This is a genomic window from Macrococcus sp. S115 (assembly GCF_030067655.1).
GTDB lineage: Bacteria > Bacillota > Bacilli > Staphylococcales > Staphylococcaceae > Macrococcoides > Macrococcoides psychrotolerans.
In genome coordinates this window covers 426,247-445,490 of record NZ_JASJES010000001.1, presented here as the reverse complement: position 1 = coordinate 445,490, position 19,244 = coordinate 426,247, and the positions used below count along the sequence as shown (strand labels likewise).

Genomic DNA, 19,244 nt, shown 5'->3' with positions numbered 1-19,244 from the left:
TAGGAGTCTATATGGAAGCGATTCATCAATTATTTGAACAGAACAATTTATTGAACCACTTAAATATGAAGTTTCACTCTTTCGATGGTCAGACGATAGTACTTACGATGCCAGTCATTGAAGAAGTGACGCAGCCTTTTGGATATCTCCATGGAGGTGCGACTGTCGCCTTATGTGAAACAGCCGCTTCACTCGGGTCAAAACTTCTCGCTTCAGACGATGAAATTCCGCTAGGATTAGAAATCAATGCCAATCACATCAGAAGTGTGAATAGCGGGATAGTAGAAGTACGTGCGAGCATCGTCCACAAAGGTCAGTCTGCACATGTTTGGCAGATGGAAGTAGTTCAAGGCGAAACACTGATCAGTATTAGCAGAGCGACCATTGCAATCAAGAAGAAGAAATAAAACAAACGCATCCGTTAAAGTTACGGATGCGTTTGTTCTATATTCTGATTTATTTAACGTCCTTTAAATCATCTCTAACTGTACTATCCGTATACTTCGTACCACTGTAATAGGCGCTGCGCATAATAAGATGAGATCCAATAGGTCCTGTCGTAAAGATAAATAAAATTGCAAGAAGTAATGTCGGTTCAAAGTGATGATCTCGTGCCAGAAAGTGTAAGAAAACACCGAACATCATAAACATGACACCTAGCGTTGATGATTTACCTGCAGCATGCGCTCTTGTATACACATCAGGAAGACGAATAAGCCCGATTGCACTGACACATGACAGCAGTGCACCAATCATAATAAAGATAATGCTAATGATCTGTACGATTGTTACGATCATATTCAACGATCTCTCCTTTTTGCATAAATTTCGCAAACGCTGTTGTACCTAAGAAAGCGAGAACTGCGAGTAGCATGATAATACTAATGAAATACTTTGTATTTAATAATACTGAAAATAAGGCGATCATTGCCATCAGTGAAATGCCTAATGCATCCAGACCGACCACGCGGTCTGCTAGTGTAGGACCTTTTATTACACGGTAAAGTATTCCGAGCATCGCAAAAGAAACGAGAATCAGTGCGATAATAATTATTAAATCCATATTGATCATTGGATACCAATCTCCTTTATCGCTTTTTCAAAAGACTGTTTGATCCCTTCACATTCAGATTCGATATCACTAAAATCAATCGAATGAATATAAAGTTTAGATTTATCATCACTCACAGCAACAACGACTGTACCAGGTGTAAGCGTGATGAGCAGAGATAATAGGCTAATCTCCCAGTCTTTTCTTAGAGACGTCTCATATGTGAAAAATGCAGGTTTTATATCGATTTTTGGTGACATAACAATCTTTAAGACACCGATATTTGCTTTAAAGAGTTCAATAATAAAAATTGCAAATAATCGTAATACTTTAAGAAACGGAATGAGATAAAATCCACCTGGTAGGAATGGACGCATAATATACAGTGCAAACAATCCAAACAGATATCCTAATATTAAATTGCCAAGTGAAGCTGAGCTGGTCATGATCACCCACATGATCATTAGTCCGATATGAATAATAAGTTGTATTGCCATATTATTTCACCCCCAGAGCTTTAACGTAAGACGCTGGATTATAAATATGCTCAGCTGCAGTCGCTATATACGGATAAAGTTGTTCACTGCATAATCCAAATAATACAGCCACTGTTGTCATGATAACAGAAGCAATCAGCATTTTATGATAAGGTTTGGTTTCATATACAATTCCCTTATCATCACCGAAAAATACCATGATAAAGATTTTTATAACAGAGAGCAGTACGATCAAGCTACTGATCAAAATGATAAGTGCACTTGCAGTATAACCTTCTATAAAGGCCGCTTTTACGATAAAAAATTTACCGAAGAATCCACTGAGTGGTGGAATACCAGCTAAGCATAAAGCTGCAATAAAGAATGTCCACCCGAGCACAGGATAGCGTTTAATTAAGCCGCTGATATTTCTAATATCTGTTTCTCCTGTGATCTTAATGATCACACCGACTAGCATAAAGAGACTTGCTTTAATGAGCATATCGTGAATTAAATAGTATATGCCACCGATTGTAGACTCTTTTGTAAATATGACGATACCCATAATAATTACACCGACTGCAATCATAATGTTATAAATAATAATCTTCTTCATATCGAAATATGCAATCGCACCGATACAGCCGAATATTATTGTGAGCAATGCAAGGACAAGTAATATATTTGTTACTACAGGTCCTGAATAACTGAAGAACAAGCTATATGTTCTATAGATTGCATAGACACCGACTTTCGTAAGTAATGCCCCAAACAATCCTAGGATTGGTATCGGCGGTGCATAATAAGCGCCCGGTAGCCAGAAATAAAGTGGGAACATTCCCGCTTTCGTTGCAAATATGAAGATAAATAGAATAGATACAACGATAATAATATCCTGATCCTGAATCGTTGATATTCTATTGCTGATATCTGCCATGTTCAGCGAGCCGACTACAGAATAAAGCATCCCAATTGCCAGCACGAAAAAGGCAGAAGATGTGACATTGACCAAAATATATTTAATACTTTCCTGTAGCTGTATCTTCGTTCCTCCGATGATCATCAGAACATAGGAAGCAATTAAGAAGACTTCGAAGAATACGAACAAGTTAAAGATATCTCCTGTTGTAAATGCACCGTTAAGTCCCGCAAGCATAAACATTACAGAAGTATAGTAATAATAAGTTTCACGATCTTTTCCGATTGTCTGGAAAGAGTAGAAGATCATGAGCAATGTAATAAATGTAGAAGTTACTACAAGAATTGAAGCAAACATATCAGAAACAAGGACGATACTATAAGGTACTTTCCAGTTCCCGAGCTCTAGATATGTCGTTCCATTCTTGTATACATGAAAGAACTGTATCACAGTTGCAATAAGTGTGATTAATGTGCCGAAAAAAGCCACCATACGCTTGATGATTGGACGTTTACCAATCAGGATTAATATAATTGCGGTAATTGCGGGCAGAATGATCGGCATTATAACTAAGTTACTCATCATCCGGCACCCCCTTAAAATCAGCTACATTATCAGTTCCGAGTTCTTTATAGCTACGAAAAGCGAGTACAAGGAAAAATGCAGTTACGGCAAAGCTGATAACGATAGCTGTTAAGATCAGTGCCTGTGGAATAGGATCAACATATATTTTATGCTTTCCGGAATAAATCGGAGAAGCAGCATTTTTTAAAGTGCCGCTAGTAAGAAGCAGCAAATTGACTGCGTGCGAAATAATTGAAGAACCAATGATAATTCTAATTAAACTTTTAGAAAGAATTAAATAGACACCAGCAGCAACTAATATGCCGCTTAAAATAATTATTAATATTTCCATTATTCATTCTCTCCAATCGTTAAGATGATTGTCAGTGTCGTTCCGATAACGACGAGCATTACCCCAATATCGAAGAATAATGCTGTATGATAATGTATTGCGCCAAGTACAGGTACATGCAGTTCGCCAAAAGAATGCGTAAAAAATGGTTTGCCCTGCAATAAACTGATAAGCGGTGTCGCATAGCAAAATATAAGTCCGATACCGATTACTTTTTTGAAGTCAATTGGCAGGATGCGATATAAAGTCTTAATATCATAAGCGATTAATATGATCAGTAACGCAGCAGAAATTAATAATCCACCAACGAAACCACCACCTGGCAAATAATGTCCGTTCATAAATATAGAGAATGCAAACATTACAATGATGAAGAAGACGACAAGCGTACAGAATTGTAATATCACATCATTATCTTGTTTCTTCATTATGTTCACCTCTCGTCTTTCTTAATCTGACTAGTGTATAGATACCGATTCCTGCAATGGCGAGCACACTTGATTCAAATAATGTATCAAAACCACGGAAATCCACGAGGATAACATTGACCATGTTTTTTCCTGCTGCAAGATCATATACATTTTTGATGTAGTATTCAGAAATAGATGTAAAGTGTTTATTGCTATAAGATACTAATGCAATGAGTGACACGATTATACCTGTAGCAATGGCAATGATAACATTTGTAACTTTAAATTTCTTTTCCTCAACGTGACGGTATTCCTTAGGCATGTGATAGAAACACATCAGAAATAAAGCGGTTGAAATGGTTTCGATTGACAACTGTGTGAGTGCAAGGTCCGGCGCTTTAAAGAATACGAAGAGTAAAGCGATTGAATAGCCTATCGCACTCAGCATTATAATACTGAATAATCGCGACTGAGCCTTTAATATCATTATCGTTGCAATAACGATGATTAATATAAGCACAAGTTCATACAGTCGAATACTGGCAATGGATTCAAAGTATATTGAGAGATCAGTTTTTAAAAACACATACACAGACATCAATAATAATGTTGAGAAAATACTTAAAATGCTGAAACGAATAGAGTGATAGACAAGTCTTCTATTCACTTCGTAGCTGAGCTTTTGTGATTGAACTAATACAATATTATATACGTTATTCAACTTTAATTGAGCAGGCCATAACTGGTAAACCTTCTGCCACTTCGTAATAAAGTAGAGCAGGACACTACCAATAACAATGATTGCCAGCGTAATTAAAAGAGGCGTATTAATACCATGGAAATGATGGATCTGTTTTAACGTAACAGTATCGTTCACAATTGCACTTGTTGCTGATTGCAATAACGGGCGGAACATATCCGGTAATACTGATATTATCAACATCACTGAAATAAGTATAATCGGTGATAATAAAAAGAATATCGGTGCTTCGTGTGGCTTCTTTTCAGTTTTGTTTTGGGTTTTGTTAGGTAGGAACACATCTTTAATCAGTTTTAAAGAGTAGATAAATGTAAATATACTGCCGACAAACATCAATAGTAGTAGGAACCCACTTAGTAATGTATTAAATAACCCATGTTCTGCTGATAATAATACAGATTCTAAAAACATTTCCTTACTGATAAATCCATTAAACGGGGGCACACCAGCCATGCTGAGTACACCTAACGTTGTAAGTGTAAATGTTATTGGCATGATAAACATTAAGCCGTTGAGCTTATGAATATTACGTGTCCCTGTTTCATGGTCGATAATACCGACGAGCATAAACAGTGCACCTTTAAATGTTGCATGGTTCAATATATGGAATACAGCCGCAGTAACTGCAATATAATACGCTGTTTCATGTCCTGCTTTTAAACTGATTGACCCAATACCGAGTAAGCTCATGATAAGTCCGAGCTGACTGACTGTACTAAAGGCTAAAATACCTTTCAAATCAATTTGATTGACTGCTTTAATAGAAGCAAAGCACATTGTGAATAATCCAACGATAACGATTGCATATGTCCATGTATTACTCACTGCAAATAATGGTGTAAATCTTGCAACTAAATAAATGCCGGCTTTAACCATCGTTGCAGAATGCAGGTAAGCACTGACAGGTGTCGGTGCCTCCATCGCATCTGGTAACCAGATGTGGAATGGAAACTGCGCAGATTTTGTAAATGCTGCAAGTAGAATAAGGATAGCAGCTAACGTGAACAATGAGTGTGACTGCACTTTTGTTGCTTGGATAAACATATCAGAAATAACAGGTGTGCCTGTAATACTGATTAGGATGCTCAACCCACCAAGCATCATCAATCCGCCAAACACTGTAATCAGCATTGACTTCAATGCCCCGTCGGTTGATTTCTCTTTGTGGTACCAGAATGATATAAGCAGGAAGCTTGAGATACTTGTAAGCTCCCAGAATAAATAGAGCGATAAGACATTGTTGCTTGTTACAACGCCTAACATTGCCCCCATAAACAACAATAAGTATGTATAGAAACGACCGAGCGCTTCCTCTTTATGCAGGTAATGAATCGAATAAAATACAACAAGCGTTCCAATGATTGAGATGAGTAATGTAAACAGCAATGCCAAGCCATCAAGACGGATATCAAAGTTGAGACCGATACTTGGCATCCAGGTGAAGTGTTTGTTGATGGGTGCGTGCATCACTGTTTGAATTAACGATAAAAAGTAGAGTGACGCGATAACAGGTACAAGTAACACAAAATAGCCTGTATGTATGCCTTTTATATACTTTGCCAAAATGCCAGGTAAAAGACTAGCGAAGATTGGAAGTAATACGATTAATAATATAGACATCGATTGAACCTCCTTTAAATTTCATATTCTCTATTATACAGAAAAATGTGAGTTTATTAACGACACTGCTTGGAATGAAATATCATTGTACATATAAAATTCATATTTCTTTAAATAAGAAGAAAACATATTTCCAAATTCAAAAGTTCACGAAATTGTAACAATATAACTTTAAAATTTAACTTTATATTGTCTTTCATATTCTCCCTTTAAATTTCGAAGCATTGCCAATGACTGCTGATTAAATGCACTATCCTCTTTATTAAGTTTGTCTTCCATCTTACTGATAGCATTACGGAGTGATTCTTCATAGGATAGAGGAGCTGCTTCATAAGGCTTCAATAAATTTTTATCAACAATGCGTTTTTCTTTGAAGCTTAGTGCACGGCGTTCATGGAAAAAGACATTTTCCACTTCGTTACGGTTATGTAGATCACCTTGAGTGGGGTGGGTGATAACGTTTATAACCTGGACAAGTTCGCCGTTTGGTCTTGATTCCAGATGTTCTACAATATAAATTCCTGTTTTATGCATTAGTCTAAAATACATATTCATCATCCTTTATGTTAAAATGGTTTATTGTAAACATCATATCATGAAGGAGAGAGAAAAATGACTAATTTTCCTCAATTAAGTACAGAAGTTTCTGAAAATGAAAAACTCGTAACAATGCATACAAATAAAGGTGTAATGAAGTTTAAGTTATTTCCTGAAATTGCACCAAAGACTGTAGAGAACTTTATTCAGTTATCACAAAAAGGATACTATGAAGGCATTACGTTCCACCGTGTAATCAATGACTTTATGATTCAAGGTGGAGACCCAACTGGTACTGGCATGGGTGGAGAAAGTATTTATGGTGACAAATTCGAAGATGAATTTTCTATGGAAGCTTTCAATCTATACGGTGCATTATCGATGGCAAATGCAGGGCCGGATACAAATGGTTCACAATTCTTTATCGTACAGATGAAACAAGTGCCGGCACAAATGTTATCACAATTAAAGCAAGGTGGCTGGCCAGAAGAAATTGTTGATGCATATGCTGAACATGGAGGCACACCATGGTTAGACCAGAAACATACGGTATTTGGTCAGTTGGTTGAAGGTGCAGATACGTTAGAAACTATTGCAGCAGTAAAAGTAGGCGGGCAAGATAAACCTCTTGAAGATGTGATTATCGAACGTATTGAAATTCAATAATTAATCAATCATAAGTCATGAAATCGTCATGACTTATGATTTTTTTTTATATCCATCATGTTATAATAATAAAATTAGGAGTGTGAAGTTATTATGATGGAATTTCTATATTTCCCTGAAAATAAGTGGGAGTATATACCTGCAGTCATTTCGCTGATCTTTTTTATGGTCCTTGCTTATATCACATATCGTTTCTTTAAGAAGAATTCAGAAGCGGAAGAGAAAAAGTTAAAAGCATTTGAAGCAGAAGTTATGCAAAGATTAAAAGAGGATAAAGACCATGAATCCAGAATTTAATATTAAGATGTATCAAATTTTAAACCAATGGAATCCGATGCAGCTTGAAGATGCAAACGAGGGCGATATGGAGTATTACGAAATCATGGATATCATTCATCAGAAACTGCCTTACAAAATCACAATTGAAAAGATTCAAGATGTCTTCCTATTCAGTTTTGACGCATCTCTTTCTGAAACAGAAATAGCAGATGTTCTGGTACAAATATATGCATTAGATCAATCATGTGAAGTGTAGACTTCACATGATTTTTTTTAATGATTTAATTATGATAAAATAAGCTTAAGAAAATGAGGGATGAAGATGAAGAAGACATATAAAAAGGGACAGTTTATAAAAGTAAAGGTTACAGGCATTCAGCCATATGGTGCATTCGTTGAAACTGAGGATCATACTGAAGGTCTGATCCATATCTCAGAAGTAATGAACGATTATGTCCACAATTTAAATTTGTTGCTATCAGTAGGACAGATTGTGAAGGTTAAAGTATTGAATGTTTCAAGAGATGGGAAACTCAACTTAAGTTTGAAAGAAAATGAATACTTTAAGAAACAAGAAAGAAAGAAAACGAAACGTTCGGTACTGGAGCAGCTCAATGAGCCTGAATCTATTGGTTTTGAGACACTTCAAGAACGTTTACCCGGGTGGATAGAACGCGGATTAAAGCTATAATTTTTATTCGCGAACATGTATAAATAATTTTTGTAAAATTTCGAGCATTTAGGGTTGAACTATTGAAAGAAATTGTTCATTATATGTATGTAAGGGTTTTCTAACCATAATACTAAGGGGGAAAATATTAAATGATTTCGTACAGACATGAACCTTTTACAGATTTCACTGTAGAAGAGAATAAACAGGCGATGCTAAAAGGTATCGAAACAGTAAAAGGATATTTAGGAGAAGACTATCCGCTCATTATCGGGGGTGAGCGTATCTTTACGGATAATAAAGTACGTTCATATAATCCGGCGAATCGTGAAGAAACAGTCGGTAATGTATCACAAGCAACACAAGAACATGCTGAACAAGCAATGAAAGTTGCTAAAGAAACATTCAGAACATGGAGAAATACAGACCCTAAAATGCGTGCAGACATCTTATTCCGAGCGGCTGCAATCATTCGTCGCCGTAAACATGAATTCTCAGCGATCATGATTAAAGAAGCTGGTAAACCTTGGAACGAAGCGGATGCAGATACAGCTGAAGCAATCGACTTCCTTGAGTTCTATGGACGTGAAATGTTACGTCTTAAAGATGGCGCAAAAGTTGAGAGCCGTCCAGGTGAATATAACCGTTATGACTATATCGCTCTAGGTGTGGGTGTTGTTATTTCACCTTGGAACTTCCCATTAGCAATCATGGCAGGAACAACAGTTGCACCTCTAGTTACGGGTAACACTGTACTACTTAAACCTTCAAGTAATACTTCGGTTGTTGCATATAAGTTTATGGAAGTATTAGAAGAAGCGGGTATGCCTAAAGGTGTAGTAAACTATATTCCAGGTTCAAGCCGTGATATTGGGGACTTCATCGTAGATCACGTAGATACACGCTTTGTCTCATTTACTGGGAGCCGCGACGTTGGCATTCATATTTATGAGCGTGCAGCGAAGGTTCATGAAGGACAATTAAACTTAAAACGTGTCATCGCTGAAATGGGTGGTAAAGATACAATCGTTGTTGACTCTGAAGCAGACATTGAATTAGCAGCAGAATCAATCGTGAAATCAGCGTTTGGTTTCTCAGGTCAGAAATGTTCTGCATGTTCTCGTGCAGTCATCGTTGAAGATGTATACGATGAAGTTGTTGCATTAGTTAAAGAGAAAACTGAAAAGTTATCTGCAGGGAACCCAGAGACGAATGAACATTTCATGGGACCTGTCATCGATGAAAAATCATTAAATAAAATTAAAGAATACATTGAAATCGGTAAATCTGAAGGACGTTTACTTGTAGGTGGAACAACTGAGGAGTCAGTTGGAAACTTTGTAAATCCAACAGTTTTCGTTGATCTAAAACATGATGATCGCTTAATGCAGGAAGAAATCTTTGGTCCTGTTGTCGGAATTACTAAAGCGAAAGACTTCACGCAAGCAATCGAATTTGCAAATGATACAGACTACGGTTTAACAGGTGCGGTTATTACAAATAATCGTGAACATCTAGAACAGGCACGTCGTGACTTCATGGTAGGTAACTTATACTTCAACCGTGGATGTACAGGTGCAATCGTTGGATACCAGCCATTTGGTGGATTTAAAATGTCAGGTACAGATTCTAAAGCAGGCGGACCGGACTACTTAGTACTACACATGCAAGGTCGTACAACTTCCGAAATGCTTTAATCTATATAAAATCTAAACAGTAGTGCGCCGCACTACTGTTTTTAAAAAAGGGGAATAATAATGACTAAATCTCAAGATATTATCGAAATTACAAATCATTACGGAGCGCCAAACTATCATCCGCTACCAATCGTGATCTCAGAAGCTGAAGGGGTATGGGTAAGTGACCCGGAAGGCAACAAATATATGGATATGTTATCAGCGTACTCAGCGGTAAACCAAGGACACCGTCATCCAAAGATTATTCAAGCATTGAAAGATCAGGCTGACCGTGTGACATTAACTTCACGTGCTTTCCACAGTGACCAATTAGGTCCCTGGTATGAAAAGATCTGTAAACTTGCAGGTAAAGAAATGGTATTACCAATGAATACAGGTGCAGAAGCAGTTGAAACTGCAATTAAAGCAGCACGACGCTGGGCTTATGATGTTAAAGGTGTAGCGAAAGATCAAGCTGAAATCATTGCGATGAAAGGAAACTTCCATGGTCGTACGATGGCCGCCGTATCATTATCAAGCGAAGCAGAATACCAACGTGGCTATGGTCCGTTATTGGGTGGCTTTAAACTTGTTGAGTTTGATGATATCGAACAGATTAAAGCGGCTATAACACCGAACACTGCTGCGGTATTACTTGAGCCAATTCAAGGCGAAGCAGGTATCAATATTCCTGAAGATGGATTTTTAAGACAAGTGCGCGATGTATGTACTGAAAACAATGTATTATTTATTGCCGATGAGATCCAGGCAGGCCTTGGACGCTCCGGTAAGATGTTTGCTACAGATTGGGATAATGTAGTCCCTGATATGTATATTCTAGGTAAAGCATTAGGTGGGGGAGTATTCCCAATCTCATGTGTATTAGCTGATAAAGAAATCTTAGAAGTGTTCAATGCAGGTAGCCATGGTTCAACATTTGGTGGTAATCCGTTAGCGTGTGCAGTTTCAAATGCAGCATTAGATGTATTAGTGGATGAGAAGTTAGCAGAACGTTCCTTAGAATTAGGAGAATACTTCCAGTCCAAATTAAAAGAAATTGACAACCCAGTAATCAAAGAAGTTCGTGGTAAAGGATTATTTATTGGTGTTGAATTAAATGAAGCAGCACGTCCATACTGTGAACAACTTAAAGAACTAGGGTTACTATGTAAAGAAACACATGACACGGTCATCCGCTTTGCACCCCCTTTGATCATCTCTCAAGAAGATTTAGACTGGGCGATCGACAAAGTACAACAAGTATTTTCGAAATAGTTGGTAGCGTTTTCAATTTTAGACTTTTAAAAGTTTTTTAATATGTTACAATTAACAATGTAGAATTATAGAATATAAAAAGAGGCGAATAAAATGTCAGAAACTACTAACTTAGTGTCATCTACACAGGAAATTATTCATGAAGCTTTAGAAAAATTAGGGTTTGATGAAGGTATGTATGATTTAGTGAAAGAACCATTACGTCTATTAACAGTACGTATTCCAGTACGAATGGATGATGGTTCGGTTAAAACTTTCACGGGTTACCGTGCTCAGCATAATGATGCTGTAGGTCCTACTAAAGGTGGGGTACGTTTCCATCCGGATGTTGATGAAGATGAAGTGAAAGCTTTATCAATGTGGATGACATTAAAATGCGGTATCGTTGATCTACCATACGGTGGGGGTAAAGGGGGTATCGTGTGTGATCCACGTCAGATGAGTATTCATGAAGTTGAACGTTTATCTCGTGGTTATGTTCGCGCGATTTCTCAAATCGTAGGTCCAACGAAAGATATTCCAGCACCGGACGTATTTACAAACAGTCAGATTATGGCTTGGATGATGGATGAATACAGCATGATGGATGCATTCAACTCTCCAGGATTTATTACAGGAAAACCGATTGTACTTGGAGGATCACAAGGACGTGACCGTTCAACTGCATTAGGAGTAGTAATTGCGATTGAAGAAGCAGCAAAACGTCGTGGTAAGCAGATTAAAGATGCTCGAGTAGTTATTCAAGGTTTCGGTAATGCAGGAAGTTTCTTAGCGAAGTTCTTATATGATGCTGGCGCTAAGGTTGTCGGAATTTCAGATGCATATGGTGCTTTACATGATCCGAATGGTTTAGACATCGATTATCTATTAGATCGTCGTGATAGCTTCGGTACAGTAACGAATCTTTTTGAAGATACAATTACTAATAAGGAATTATTCGAATTAGATTGTGACATTCTAGTACCAGCTGCAATTTCTAACCAGATTACTGGTGATAATGCACATGATATTAAAGCAGATATCGTAGTTGAAGCTGCAAATGGTCCAACAACACCTGAAGCAACTAAAATTTTAACTGAACGCGGCATTCTACTTGTGCCAGATGTACTTGCAAGTGCAGGTGGAGTTACTGTATCGTACTTTGAATGGGTACAGAATAATCAAGGCTATTACTGGACAGAAGAAGAAGTTAATGAGAAGTTAAGAGATAAGCTTGTAACTGCATTTGATAATGTATATACATTATCACAAAACAGAAATATTGATATGCGTCTAGCAGCATACATTATCGGTATTAAACGAACAGCAGAAGCTGCACGTTACCGTGGATGGGCTTAAGATTAATAAATATATAAAACCGAGCATAATTGTTATTATGCTCGGTTTTATTATTCTATTTATAGAAAAGTCTTTTTTCATTTAATTTGTTACGAAATGCTTTTTGCTCCTTACTGCTTTTCTTTTTATAATCTTTAAGAAAATTTTCGTATTGGTCCATAATCTCATTTGTTTCTCCGAAAGCTTTAACTTCTCCGGCTTCAATCCACATTATTTTAGTACAAAATTCTCTTACTTGTTTTAAATTATGGCTTACAAAGAAAATGGTTTTACCAGCATCTTTAAACTCGTGGATTTTATTTAAACTCTTTTGAGTGAATGTCTGATCGCCTACAGATAATGCTTCATCAATAACCAGAATATCAGGATCAACATTAATACTGATTGCAAATCCTAGTTTCGATTTCATACCACTAGAATATTTTTTTACGGGCTGATAAATGAAGTCACCTAATTCAGAGAACTCAATAATTTTAGGTGTAAGTTCTTTGATTTTGGATTTAGAATATCCCATGAGCAACAGTTTAAACTCTATATTATCGTAGCCGGATAATTGCGCGTTTAAGCCAGCTGCGATTGCGATAACGCTCACCTGACCATTTCTAACGACTTTTCCATCAGTAATAGCTACGCTCCCACCGATAATATTACTGATTGTTGATTTTCCTGATCCATTGATTCCTACTAAGCCGACAATATCCCCTTCATATGCTTCAAAGTTTATATCTTTTAAAGCATAAAACCTTTTTGTTTTCTTGGGTAAAATGATATCTAATAATCGATCTTTATTATTATTGAAGAGTTTGTATTCCTTTGTGACATTTTCAAATTTAACAGTTGGTTTCATTATACTCATCCTTATATAAAAAAATGTAAATATTAAGAGATTGTAAAGAATGTTTAAATACTGTATATTATAATATACATTATACTAGAAAATTGCAAAGAGGTGATGGATGTCTTGTACATCTTGACCAATGACATATGAACTTTTAAAACGATATAATATCCATACAGCAATATGTGATGTATTAGATGTTCCTTTCAATGATATAACAAAAGAAGAAACTTTAGAAATAATTGAAAAATTTGATACTATACCTACAAAAGATAATTTATTTATAGTAACTGCAAATCCTGAAATTACATATATGACTAAAAAAAATACGAGTTATATGACGCGTATTTCTATGGCAGACTTGATTGTACCTGATGGTATCGGTATTATTAAAGCAGCTAGGCACCTTGGCAGACCTATGAAATCCCGTGTGCCTGGTATTGAATTGATGGAAGGAATGCTAGAAATAGCGAATATGAGAAATAAAAAGGTTTTCCTTCTGGGCAGTTCAAAAAAGACGGTTAAGCAATGCCAGCAGAAATTAGAAGAGAGATATCCAAATATTATCTTTAACTCCAAGCATGGGTATAAAGAAATAGATGATAAAAAAACTCTAAAGAAGTTAAAAGATTTTGAGCCCGACTATGTATTTGTAGCAATGGGCTTTCCAAAACAAGAAAGTTTTATATATTTTAATCAGCATCATTTTCATCATACTGTATTCATGGGGGTAGGAGGGTCGTTTGATGTATTGAGTGGTAATGTTAAACGAGCACCTGAAGTTTTTATTAATATGAACTTAGAATGGCTATATAGAATATTGACTGATTTTAAACGATTTAAAAGAGCGGTAACAATTCCATTATTTATGATTGAAGTTAGGAAGCAAATGTTTAACGAAAAATATGATCCATATAAACATCTAAAAGAAAAAGAATAGAAAAGAGGATATTATGAATCCTGTAAGCGTTGTTTTAAGAGAACAGTTTAAAAATTTTTATTTAATTCAAAGACTTGCACAATTTCAAATTAAAATATCGACACATGATAATTATTTAGGCCTTGCGTGGGAATTTATTAATCCACTTATTCAAATCGGTGTTTATTACTTTGTCTTTGGCATTGGTATAAGAGGAGGACGTGCAGATATTCATGGTGTGCCATTTATCTTATGGATGCTTGTTGGTATAAGTATGTGGTTCTTTGTGAATCAAGGTATTCTGGAAGGTACAAAGTCCATTTCGATGAAGTATAGTCAAGTTGCTAAAATGAATTTCCCTTTATCCACGATTCCAAGTTATATTTTAATGAGTAAATTTTATACACATATTATATTATTAGGGCTAATTATTGGTATTTGTTTCTTGTCAGGAATTAAACCATCCATACATATGCTGCAGCTCTTAATCTATATACCGTTCGTATACATTTTCAGTCTATCAGTAACAATGTTTACATCAACACTTGGTGTCCTTGTCAGAGATGTACAGATGGCTGTTCAAGCATTATTAAGAGTGTTATTTTACATCTCTCCGATATTATGGCTACCAGAAGGTACATCTGAAAAGATGCAAATAGTAGAATTTATAATGAAATTGAATCCTGTTTACTTCTTAGCGGAAAGCTATAGAAGTGCTATACTATATCATGAATGGTACTTAGTAGAACATTGGAAGTTAGCATTATATAATCTTGGATTTGTTTTGCTTTTCTTTATTCTCGGCTCAATCCTCCATGTAAAATTCAGAGAACGTTTCAGTGACTTCATATAAGTTCAAATATTTGAATATCTATTAGTAGCTATGACATAATATGCTTAATTGCGTATTATGTCATTTTTAATTCAGGAGGAAGCAATGAATCAATTTACATTTTATAATCCAGTTAAACTAGTATTTGGAAAAGAAAGTCTGGAACAGCTGAACGATATGGTGAAAGCCTATAGCAACGGGAATAAAGTACTACTTACCTATGGTGGCGGAAGCATTAAGAAGACAGGTCTTTACGACGAAGTAATGGAAAAGCTATCAGACTTTGAAGTATTTGAACTTGCTGGAATCGAACCGAATCCACGTGTTGAAACAGTACGCAAAGGTGTAGAAATTGTGAAAGCGCATAATATCGACTTTATCGTAGCAGTAGGTGGTGGATCTGTCATCGACGGTACGAAATTGATTGCAGCTGCAAGTAAATATGATGGTGATGCATGGGATATCGTTACACGTAAAGCACAAGTAGATGATGCTGTACCATTTGGCACGGTATTAACTTTATCGGCAACAGGTTCTGAAATGAATTCAGGCAGTGTTATTACAAACTGGGAGACGAATGAGAAGTTAGGATGGGGTTCGCCACTTGTTTTTCCTAAGTTCAGTCTGTTAAATCCAGAAGTGCTATACACATTACCAGAACATCAGACGGTAAATGGTATTATTGATAGCATGAGTCACCTATTAGAACAGTACTTTAACGAAGCGGATAATACAGAAGTACAAGACCAAATGATCAGTGGCGTACTGAAGACTGTGATGAAGACTGGACCAATTGCAGTGAAAGACCCTAAAAATTACGAAGCACGTGAGACATTGATGCTATCATCAACAGTTGCATTAAACGGTTTCCTGCGTCTAGGTTACGTTGGTGACTGGGCAACGCACAACTTAGAACATGCAGTAAGTGCCGTCTATGATATTGCACACGGTGCAGGTCTTGCGATATTATTCCCTGAATGGATGCGTTATGTAAGTAAGCAGTCTCCAGCACGTTTTGTGAAGTTTGCTGAAGATGTATTCAATGTAGAGGCATCTTTATCAGATGAAGACAAGATCAATTATGCGATTGATGAACTTCAGAACTTCTGGACAAGTCTAGGAGCGAAGCAGAAGTTATCTGATTACGGAGTGAACGCTGAAGATTTAGAAGCATTTGCAGATAAAACTTTAATCTATGGCCCATTCGGTAACTTCTATAAGTTACAACGTGAAGATATACTGGCAATCTATAGAGCAGCGTTATAAATCAGTACGCAAATAAAAAGCAGCGGATTCCGCTGCTTTTTTACATACATTTTTCTGCTTTTGCAATTTGTTTCATCACGCTTTTTGTACTTGTACCATTGTCATTGATTCTTCTATTTACTGCATGTTCGGGGTTGAGCTTCGTATATATATCATTCGTAATATCTTTATTAACCGTTTGATAATGGCCTAATGGAATATCTTTTAGCAGGATATTGTTATCAATTGCGTAAAGTACGAGTTGTCCTGTTATTTCATGTGCGTCTCTAAAAGGGATGCCGAGCGTCACGAGATAGTCTGCAAGTTCCGTCGCATTTGAGAAATCATTTTGTGTGATATCTGTTAGATGTGCCGCATTGACTTCCATCGTATCTATCATACCAGTGAATATTTGAACAGACTGCAATGCTGTATCGATACTATCGAAGAATCCTTTCTTGTCTTCTTGCAAGTCTTTATTATATGCAAGTGGTAAACCTTTAATCGTCATCAGCAGTCCCATATAGTTACCTGCCACTGTTCCGGATTTACCTCGTATGAGTTCGGCCATATCTGGATTCTTCTTCTGCGGCATAATGGATGAACCTGTAGTATAGGCATCACTTAAAGTTACAAATTTAAATTCTTCGCTGCACCAAAGAATAATCTCTTCAGAGAAACGAGACAGATGCATCATAAGAAGATTAATATTATGCATTATATCGAGTACATAGTCTCTGTCGCTTACTGCATCGATGCTGTTTGCATAGACATCATCAAATTCGAGCAGTGAAGCTGTATACTGCTGGTCAATGGGAAAGGTCGTTCCTGCGAGTGCTCCTGAACCGAGTGGTGATATATTGATGCGTTTTAAGCCTTCACTGAATCTTGCTTTATCACGTTCCAGCATCCAGAAATATGTCATAATATGATGGCTGAAAAGAATCGGCTGTGCACGCTGAAGATGGGTATATCCCGGCATAATTACTGTATGGTACTGCTTGCTTAAATCGATTATGACGTGTTGTAATGCTTTTATAGATGTAATGATGGCCTCTGTCATCTCTTTTGCATACAAGTGCATATCTGTTGCGACCTGATCATTTCTTGAACGAGCGGTATGCATCTTTCCTCCAACAGGGCCGATTTTTTCTATCAGCAGTTTCTCGATATTAAGATGGATGTCTTCTAGTTCTTTTTTGAAAGTCACGTTACCCGCTTCATAGTCTTCTCTAATGTCCTGTAGTCCATTGATAATTTGATTCGCTTCATCTGAAGTGATGATATACGTCTTCTCAAGCATCGTAACATGCGCGATACTCCCTTTAATATCTTGGTAGAACAGTCTCGCATCAACTTCAATCGATTGATTGAAGTCGGCGACCTGTTCACTCATACTTTCTTTAAATCTGCCACCCCATAGCGCTTTACTCATGTGCATCACCTCTATACACTCTCGTTGCCTGCTTCACTGGAAGTTCATAGATTTCAATGAATCCGACACTTGCCTGCTGATTGAATGTATCTTCCTTCGTATAAGTTGCGAGCTTCTCGTTATACAGAGTGTTATCACTTTTTCTGCCGATTACTGTGATATTTCCTTTATAGAGTTTGACCTTTGTTTCGCCATTAACGTATTGCTGCATATCTGTTAACAGATGTTTCAGATGATCGGCAAGTGGAGAGAAGAATAAGCCGTTATATATAAGGTTAGCAAACTGCTGCTCAACATAGGGTTTAAAATGCTGTACATCTTTCGTTAAAGTGATTGTTTCAAGGTCTTTATGTGCTTTAAGGATGATCATTGCACCTGGTGCTTCATATACTTCACGTGATTTAATGCCGACAAGACGATTCTCAACGTGGTCGATTCTGCCGACACCGTGTTTGCCTCCTAATTCATTCAACTGTTTGATGATTTCGTGCAATTTTAAAGACTGTCCGTTTAATGCAGCTGGAAGTCCTGCTTTAAAAGTGATATCAATAATTTCTTCTTCATCTGGTGCATCTTTCGGTGATACGGTTAAGTCATATGCATCTTCAGGTGGTGTGGCATAGGGATCTTCTAAGATGCCGCATTCGTTACTTCTGCCCCATAAATTCTGATCGATTGAGTAGGGTGAATCTAAGTTGATAGGCACGGGAATATCATGCGCTTTAGCGTATTCAATCTCTTCTTCACGACTGAATCCCCAGTCACGAACCGGCGCAAGTGTCGTAATAGATGGATCGATACTATGAATCGCAACTTCAAAACGCACCTGGTCATTTCCTTTTCCTGTACAGCCATGTGCAATGAACTTCGCCTCATGTTGATGTGCAACTTCTACAAGCGCTTCAGCGATCAGCGGTCTGCTCAGTGCTGAAATAAGCGGATATGTATTTTCATAAAGGCTGTTCCCTTTGATTGCATATGATAGGTAGTCCTCTGCATATGCTTCAATCTTATCGAGCATGATCGATTCAATCGCGCCAACTTTGAGTGCTTTTTCTTTAATGTGTGCGAGATCCTTTCCTTCACCGACATCAAGGCAGCATGCGATAACATCATACCCTTTCTCGATTAACCATTGAATTGCGACGCTAGTATCTAATCCTCCAGAATATGCTAATACCACTTTTTGTTTTTCGTTCATTTCAATTCCCCCATTAGTTTTTGAATTTATTTTATTAATTAATATACATAATAATGTATCAGTATGCATAACTAAAATCAAGTATAAATATTCATTTTTTAGAATAAAAATATAAATATTTCAATTTTTAAGATATAAGCACTTTATAAAGCGTTATGGATTGTGAACTTAAGTTGAATCG

General features: G+C 36.8%; 22 protein-coding genes. 11 read left to right on the top strand and 11 right to left on the bottom strand.

Annotation, left to right across the window (positions count from 1 at the left end):
- Positions 1–11: 11 nt before the first annotated feature.
- The gene (locus QNJ52_RS02205) at positions 12–407 is read left to right on the top strand and encodes a PaaI family thioesterase (protein ID WP_283721775.1); all 396 of its coding nucleotides are present in this window, start codon (positions 12–14) and stop codon (positions 405–407) included.
- Positions 408–456: 49 nt separating this feature from the next.
- On the opposite strand, the gene mnhG is transcribed toward QNJ52_RS02205, so the two are convergent.
- From mnhG to QNJ52_RS02165, 8 genes are all read right to left on the bottom strand, one after another.
- Positions 457–798: a monovalent cation/H(+) antiporter subunit G gene (gene mnhG / locus QNJ52_RS02200; RefSeq protein WP_283720135.1), complete on the bottom strand. Its 342-nt coding sequence runs from the start codon at positions 796–798 to the stop codon at positions 457–459.
- On the bottom strand, positions 770–1,072 hold the full coding sequence (locus tag QNJ52_RS02195) for a Na(+)/H(+) antiporter subunit F1 (RefSeq protein ID WP_012656481.1): 303 nt from the start codon (positions 1,070–1,072) through the stop codon (positions 770–772). Before QNJ52_RS02195 ends, mnhG begins: the two co-directional genes overlap by 29 nt.
- A complete protein-coding gene (locus QNJ52_RS02190; protein WP_219494196.1) occupies positions 1,069–1,548 on the bottom strand; it encodes a Na+/H+ antiporter subunit E in 480 nt (159 codons plus the stop codon). Before QNJ52_RS02190 ends, QNJ52_RS02195 begins: the two co-directional genes overlap by 4 nt.
- A gap of 1 nt (position 1,549) precedes the next feature.
- Positions 1,550–3,031, bottom strand: coding sequence for a Na+/H+ antiporter subunit D (locus tag QNJ52_RS02185; protein ID WP_219522165.1), 1,482 nt, complete (start codon positions 3,029–3,031; stop codon positions 1,550–1,552).
- Positions 3,021–3,362: a Na(+)/H(+) antiporter subunit C gene (locus tag QNJ52_RS02180; protein ID WP_219494200.1), complete on the bottom strand. Its 342-nt coding sequence runs from the start codon at positions 3,360–3,362 to the stop codon at positions 3,021–3,023. Before QNJ52_RS02180 ends, QNJ52_RS02185 begins: the two co-directional genes overlap by 11 nt.
- A complete protein-coding gene (locus QNJ52_RS02175; RefSeq protein ID WP_219522166.1) occupies positions 3,362–3,790 on the bottom strand; it encodes a Na(+)/H(+) antiporter subunit B in 429 nt (142 codons plus the stop codon). The genes QNJ52_RS02180 and QNJ52_RS02175 overlap by 1 nt, the downstream gene beginning before the upstream one ends.
- Complete coding sequence (locus tag QNJ52_RS02170; protein WP_283721774.1) at positions 3,774–6,152, bottom strand: Na+/H+ antiporter subunit A; 2,379 nt, start codon at positions 6,150–6,152, stop codon at positions 3,774–3,776. The genes QNJ52_RS02175 and QNJ52_RS02170 overlap by 17 nt, the downstream gene beginning before the upstream one ends.
- Before the next feature lie 171 nt (positions 6,153–6,323).
- Entirely contained in the window at positions 6,324–6,701 is a 378-nt protein-coding gene (locus QNJ52_RS02165) for a kinase-associated lipoprotein B (RefSeq protein ID WP_283721773.1), read from the bottom strand.
- Between the two features lie 63 nt (positions 6,702–6,764).
- Here QNJ52_RS02165 and QNJ52_RS02160 point away from each other — a divergent pair, with 63 nt between their 5' ends.
- The 7 genes from QNJ52_RS02160 to QNJ52_RS02130 all read left to right on the top strand — a co-directional run bounded on the left by QNJ52_RS02160 (position 6,765) and on the right by QNJ52_RS02130 (position 12,593).
- Positions 6,765–7,355, top strand: coding sequence for a peptidylprolyl isomerase (locus QNJ52_RS02160; RefSeq protein WP_283721772.1), 591 nt, complete (start codon positions 6,765–6,767; stop codon positions 7,353–7,355).
- 93 nt (positions 7,356–7,448) lie between these two features.
- Positions 7,449–7,652, top strand: a complete 204-nt coding sequence (locus tag QNJ52_RS02155) for a hypothetical protein (RefSeq protein ID WP_219494207.1) — start codon at positions 7,449–7,451, stop codon at positions 7,650–7,652.
- Entirely contained in the window at positions 7,636–7,890 is a 255-nt protein-coding gene (locus QNJ52_RS02150; RefSeq protein ID WP_219494209.1) for a DUF1871 family protein, read from the top strand. Before QNJ52_RS02155 ends, QNJ52_RS02150 begins: the two co-directional genes overlap by 17 nt.
- Before the next feature lie 66 nt (positions 7,891–7,956).
- A complete protein-coding gene (ygs, locus tag QNJ52_RS02145) occupies positions 7,957–8,325 on the top strand; it encodes a S1 domain-containing post-transcriptional regulator Ygs (RefSeq protein WP_219494211.1) in 369 nt (122 codons plus the stop codon).
- A 131-nt stretch (positions 8,326–8,456) separates the two neighbouring features.
- Complete coding sequence (pruA, locus tag QNJ52_RS02140) at positions 8,457–10,001, top strand: L-glutamate gamma-semialdehyde dehydrogenase (protein WP_219494213.1); 1,545 nt, start codon at positions 8,457–8,459, stop codon at positions 9,999–10,001.
- A gap of 60 nt (positions 10,002–10,061) precedes the next feature.
- Positions 10,062–11,255, top strand: coding sequence for an ornithine--oxo-acid transaminase (locus QNJ52_RS02135; protein ID WP_219494215.1), 1,194 nt, complete (start codon positions 10,062–10,064; stop codon positions 11,253–11,255).
- Positions 11,256–11,348: 93 nt separating this feature from the next.
- The gene (locus QNJ52_RS02130) at positions 11,349–12,593 is read left to right on the top strand and encodes a Glu/Leu/Phe/Val family dehydrogenase (RefSeq protein ID WP_099482529.1); all 1,245 of its coding nucleotides are present in this window, start codon (positions 11,349–11,351) and stop codon (positions 12,591–12,593) included.
- A 55-nt stretch (positions 12,594–12,648) separates the two neighbouring features.
- On the opposite strand, the gene tagH is transcribed toward QNJ52_RS02130, so the two are convergent.
- Positions 12,649–13,440 carry a teichoic acids export ABC transporter ATP-binding subunit TagH gene (gene tagH, locus QNJ52_RS02125; protein ID WP_283721770.1) on the bottom strand — a complete coding sequence of 264 codons (792 nt, stop codon included), beginning with the start codon at positions 13,438–13,440 and terminating at the stop codon, positions 12,649–12,651.
- Between the two features lie 130 nt (positions 13,441–13,570).
- Between tagH and QNJ52_RS02120 the strand changes: the two genes are divergently transcribed.
- The 3 genes from QNJ52_RS02120 (at position 13,571) to QNJ52_RS02110 (ending at position 16,448) form a co-directional block, all read left to right on the top strand.
- Complete coding sequence (locus QNJ52_RS02120; RefSeq protein WP_283721769.1) at positions 13,571–14,371, top strand: WecB/TagA/CpsF family glycosyltransferase; 801 nt, start codon at positions 13,571–13,573, stop codon at positions 14,369–14,371.
- Between the two features lie 13 nt (positions 14,372–14,384).
- Entirely contained in the window at positions 14,385–15,203 is an 819-nt protein-coding gene (locus QNJ52_RS02115) for an ABC transporter permease (RefSeq protein ID WP_283721768.1), read from the top strand.
- An 84-nt stretch (positions 15,204–15,287) separates the two neighbouring features.
- The gene (locus tag QNJ52_RS02110; protein ID WP_283721767.1) at positions 15,288–16,448 is read left to right on the top strand and encodes an iron-containing alcohol dehydrogenase; all 1,161 of its coding nucleotides are present in this window, start codon (positions 15,288–15,290) and stop codon (positions 16,446–16,448) included.
- 40 nt (positions 16,449–16,488) lie between these two features.
- On the opposite strand, the gene argH is transcribed toward QNJ52_RS02110, so the two are convergent.
- Together argH and QNJ52_RS02100 are read right to left on the bottom strand one after the other, a co-directional pair.
- Positions 16,489–17,862 carry an argininosuccinate lyase gene (argH, locus tag QNJ52_RS02105; protein ID WP_283721766.1) on the bottom strand — a complete coding sequence of 458 codons (1,374 nt, stop codon included), beginning with the start codon at positions 17,860–17,862 and terminating at the stop codon, positions 16,489–16,491.
- A complete protein-coding gene (locus QNJ52_RS02100) occupies positions 17,855–19,063 on the bottom strand; it encodes an argininosuccinate synthase (protein WP_219494221.1) in 1,209 nt (402 codons plus the stop codon). The genes argH and QNJ52_RS02100 overlap by 8 nt, the downstream gene beginning before the upstream one ends.
- Positions 19,064–19,244 lie beyond the last annotated feature (181 nt).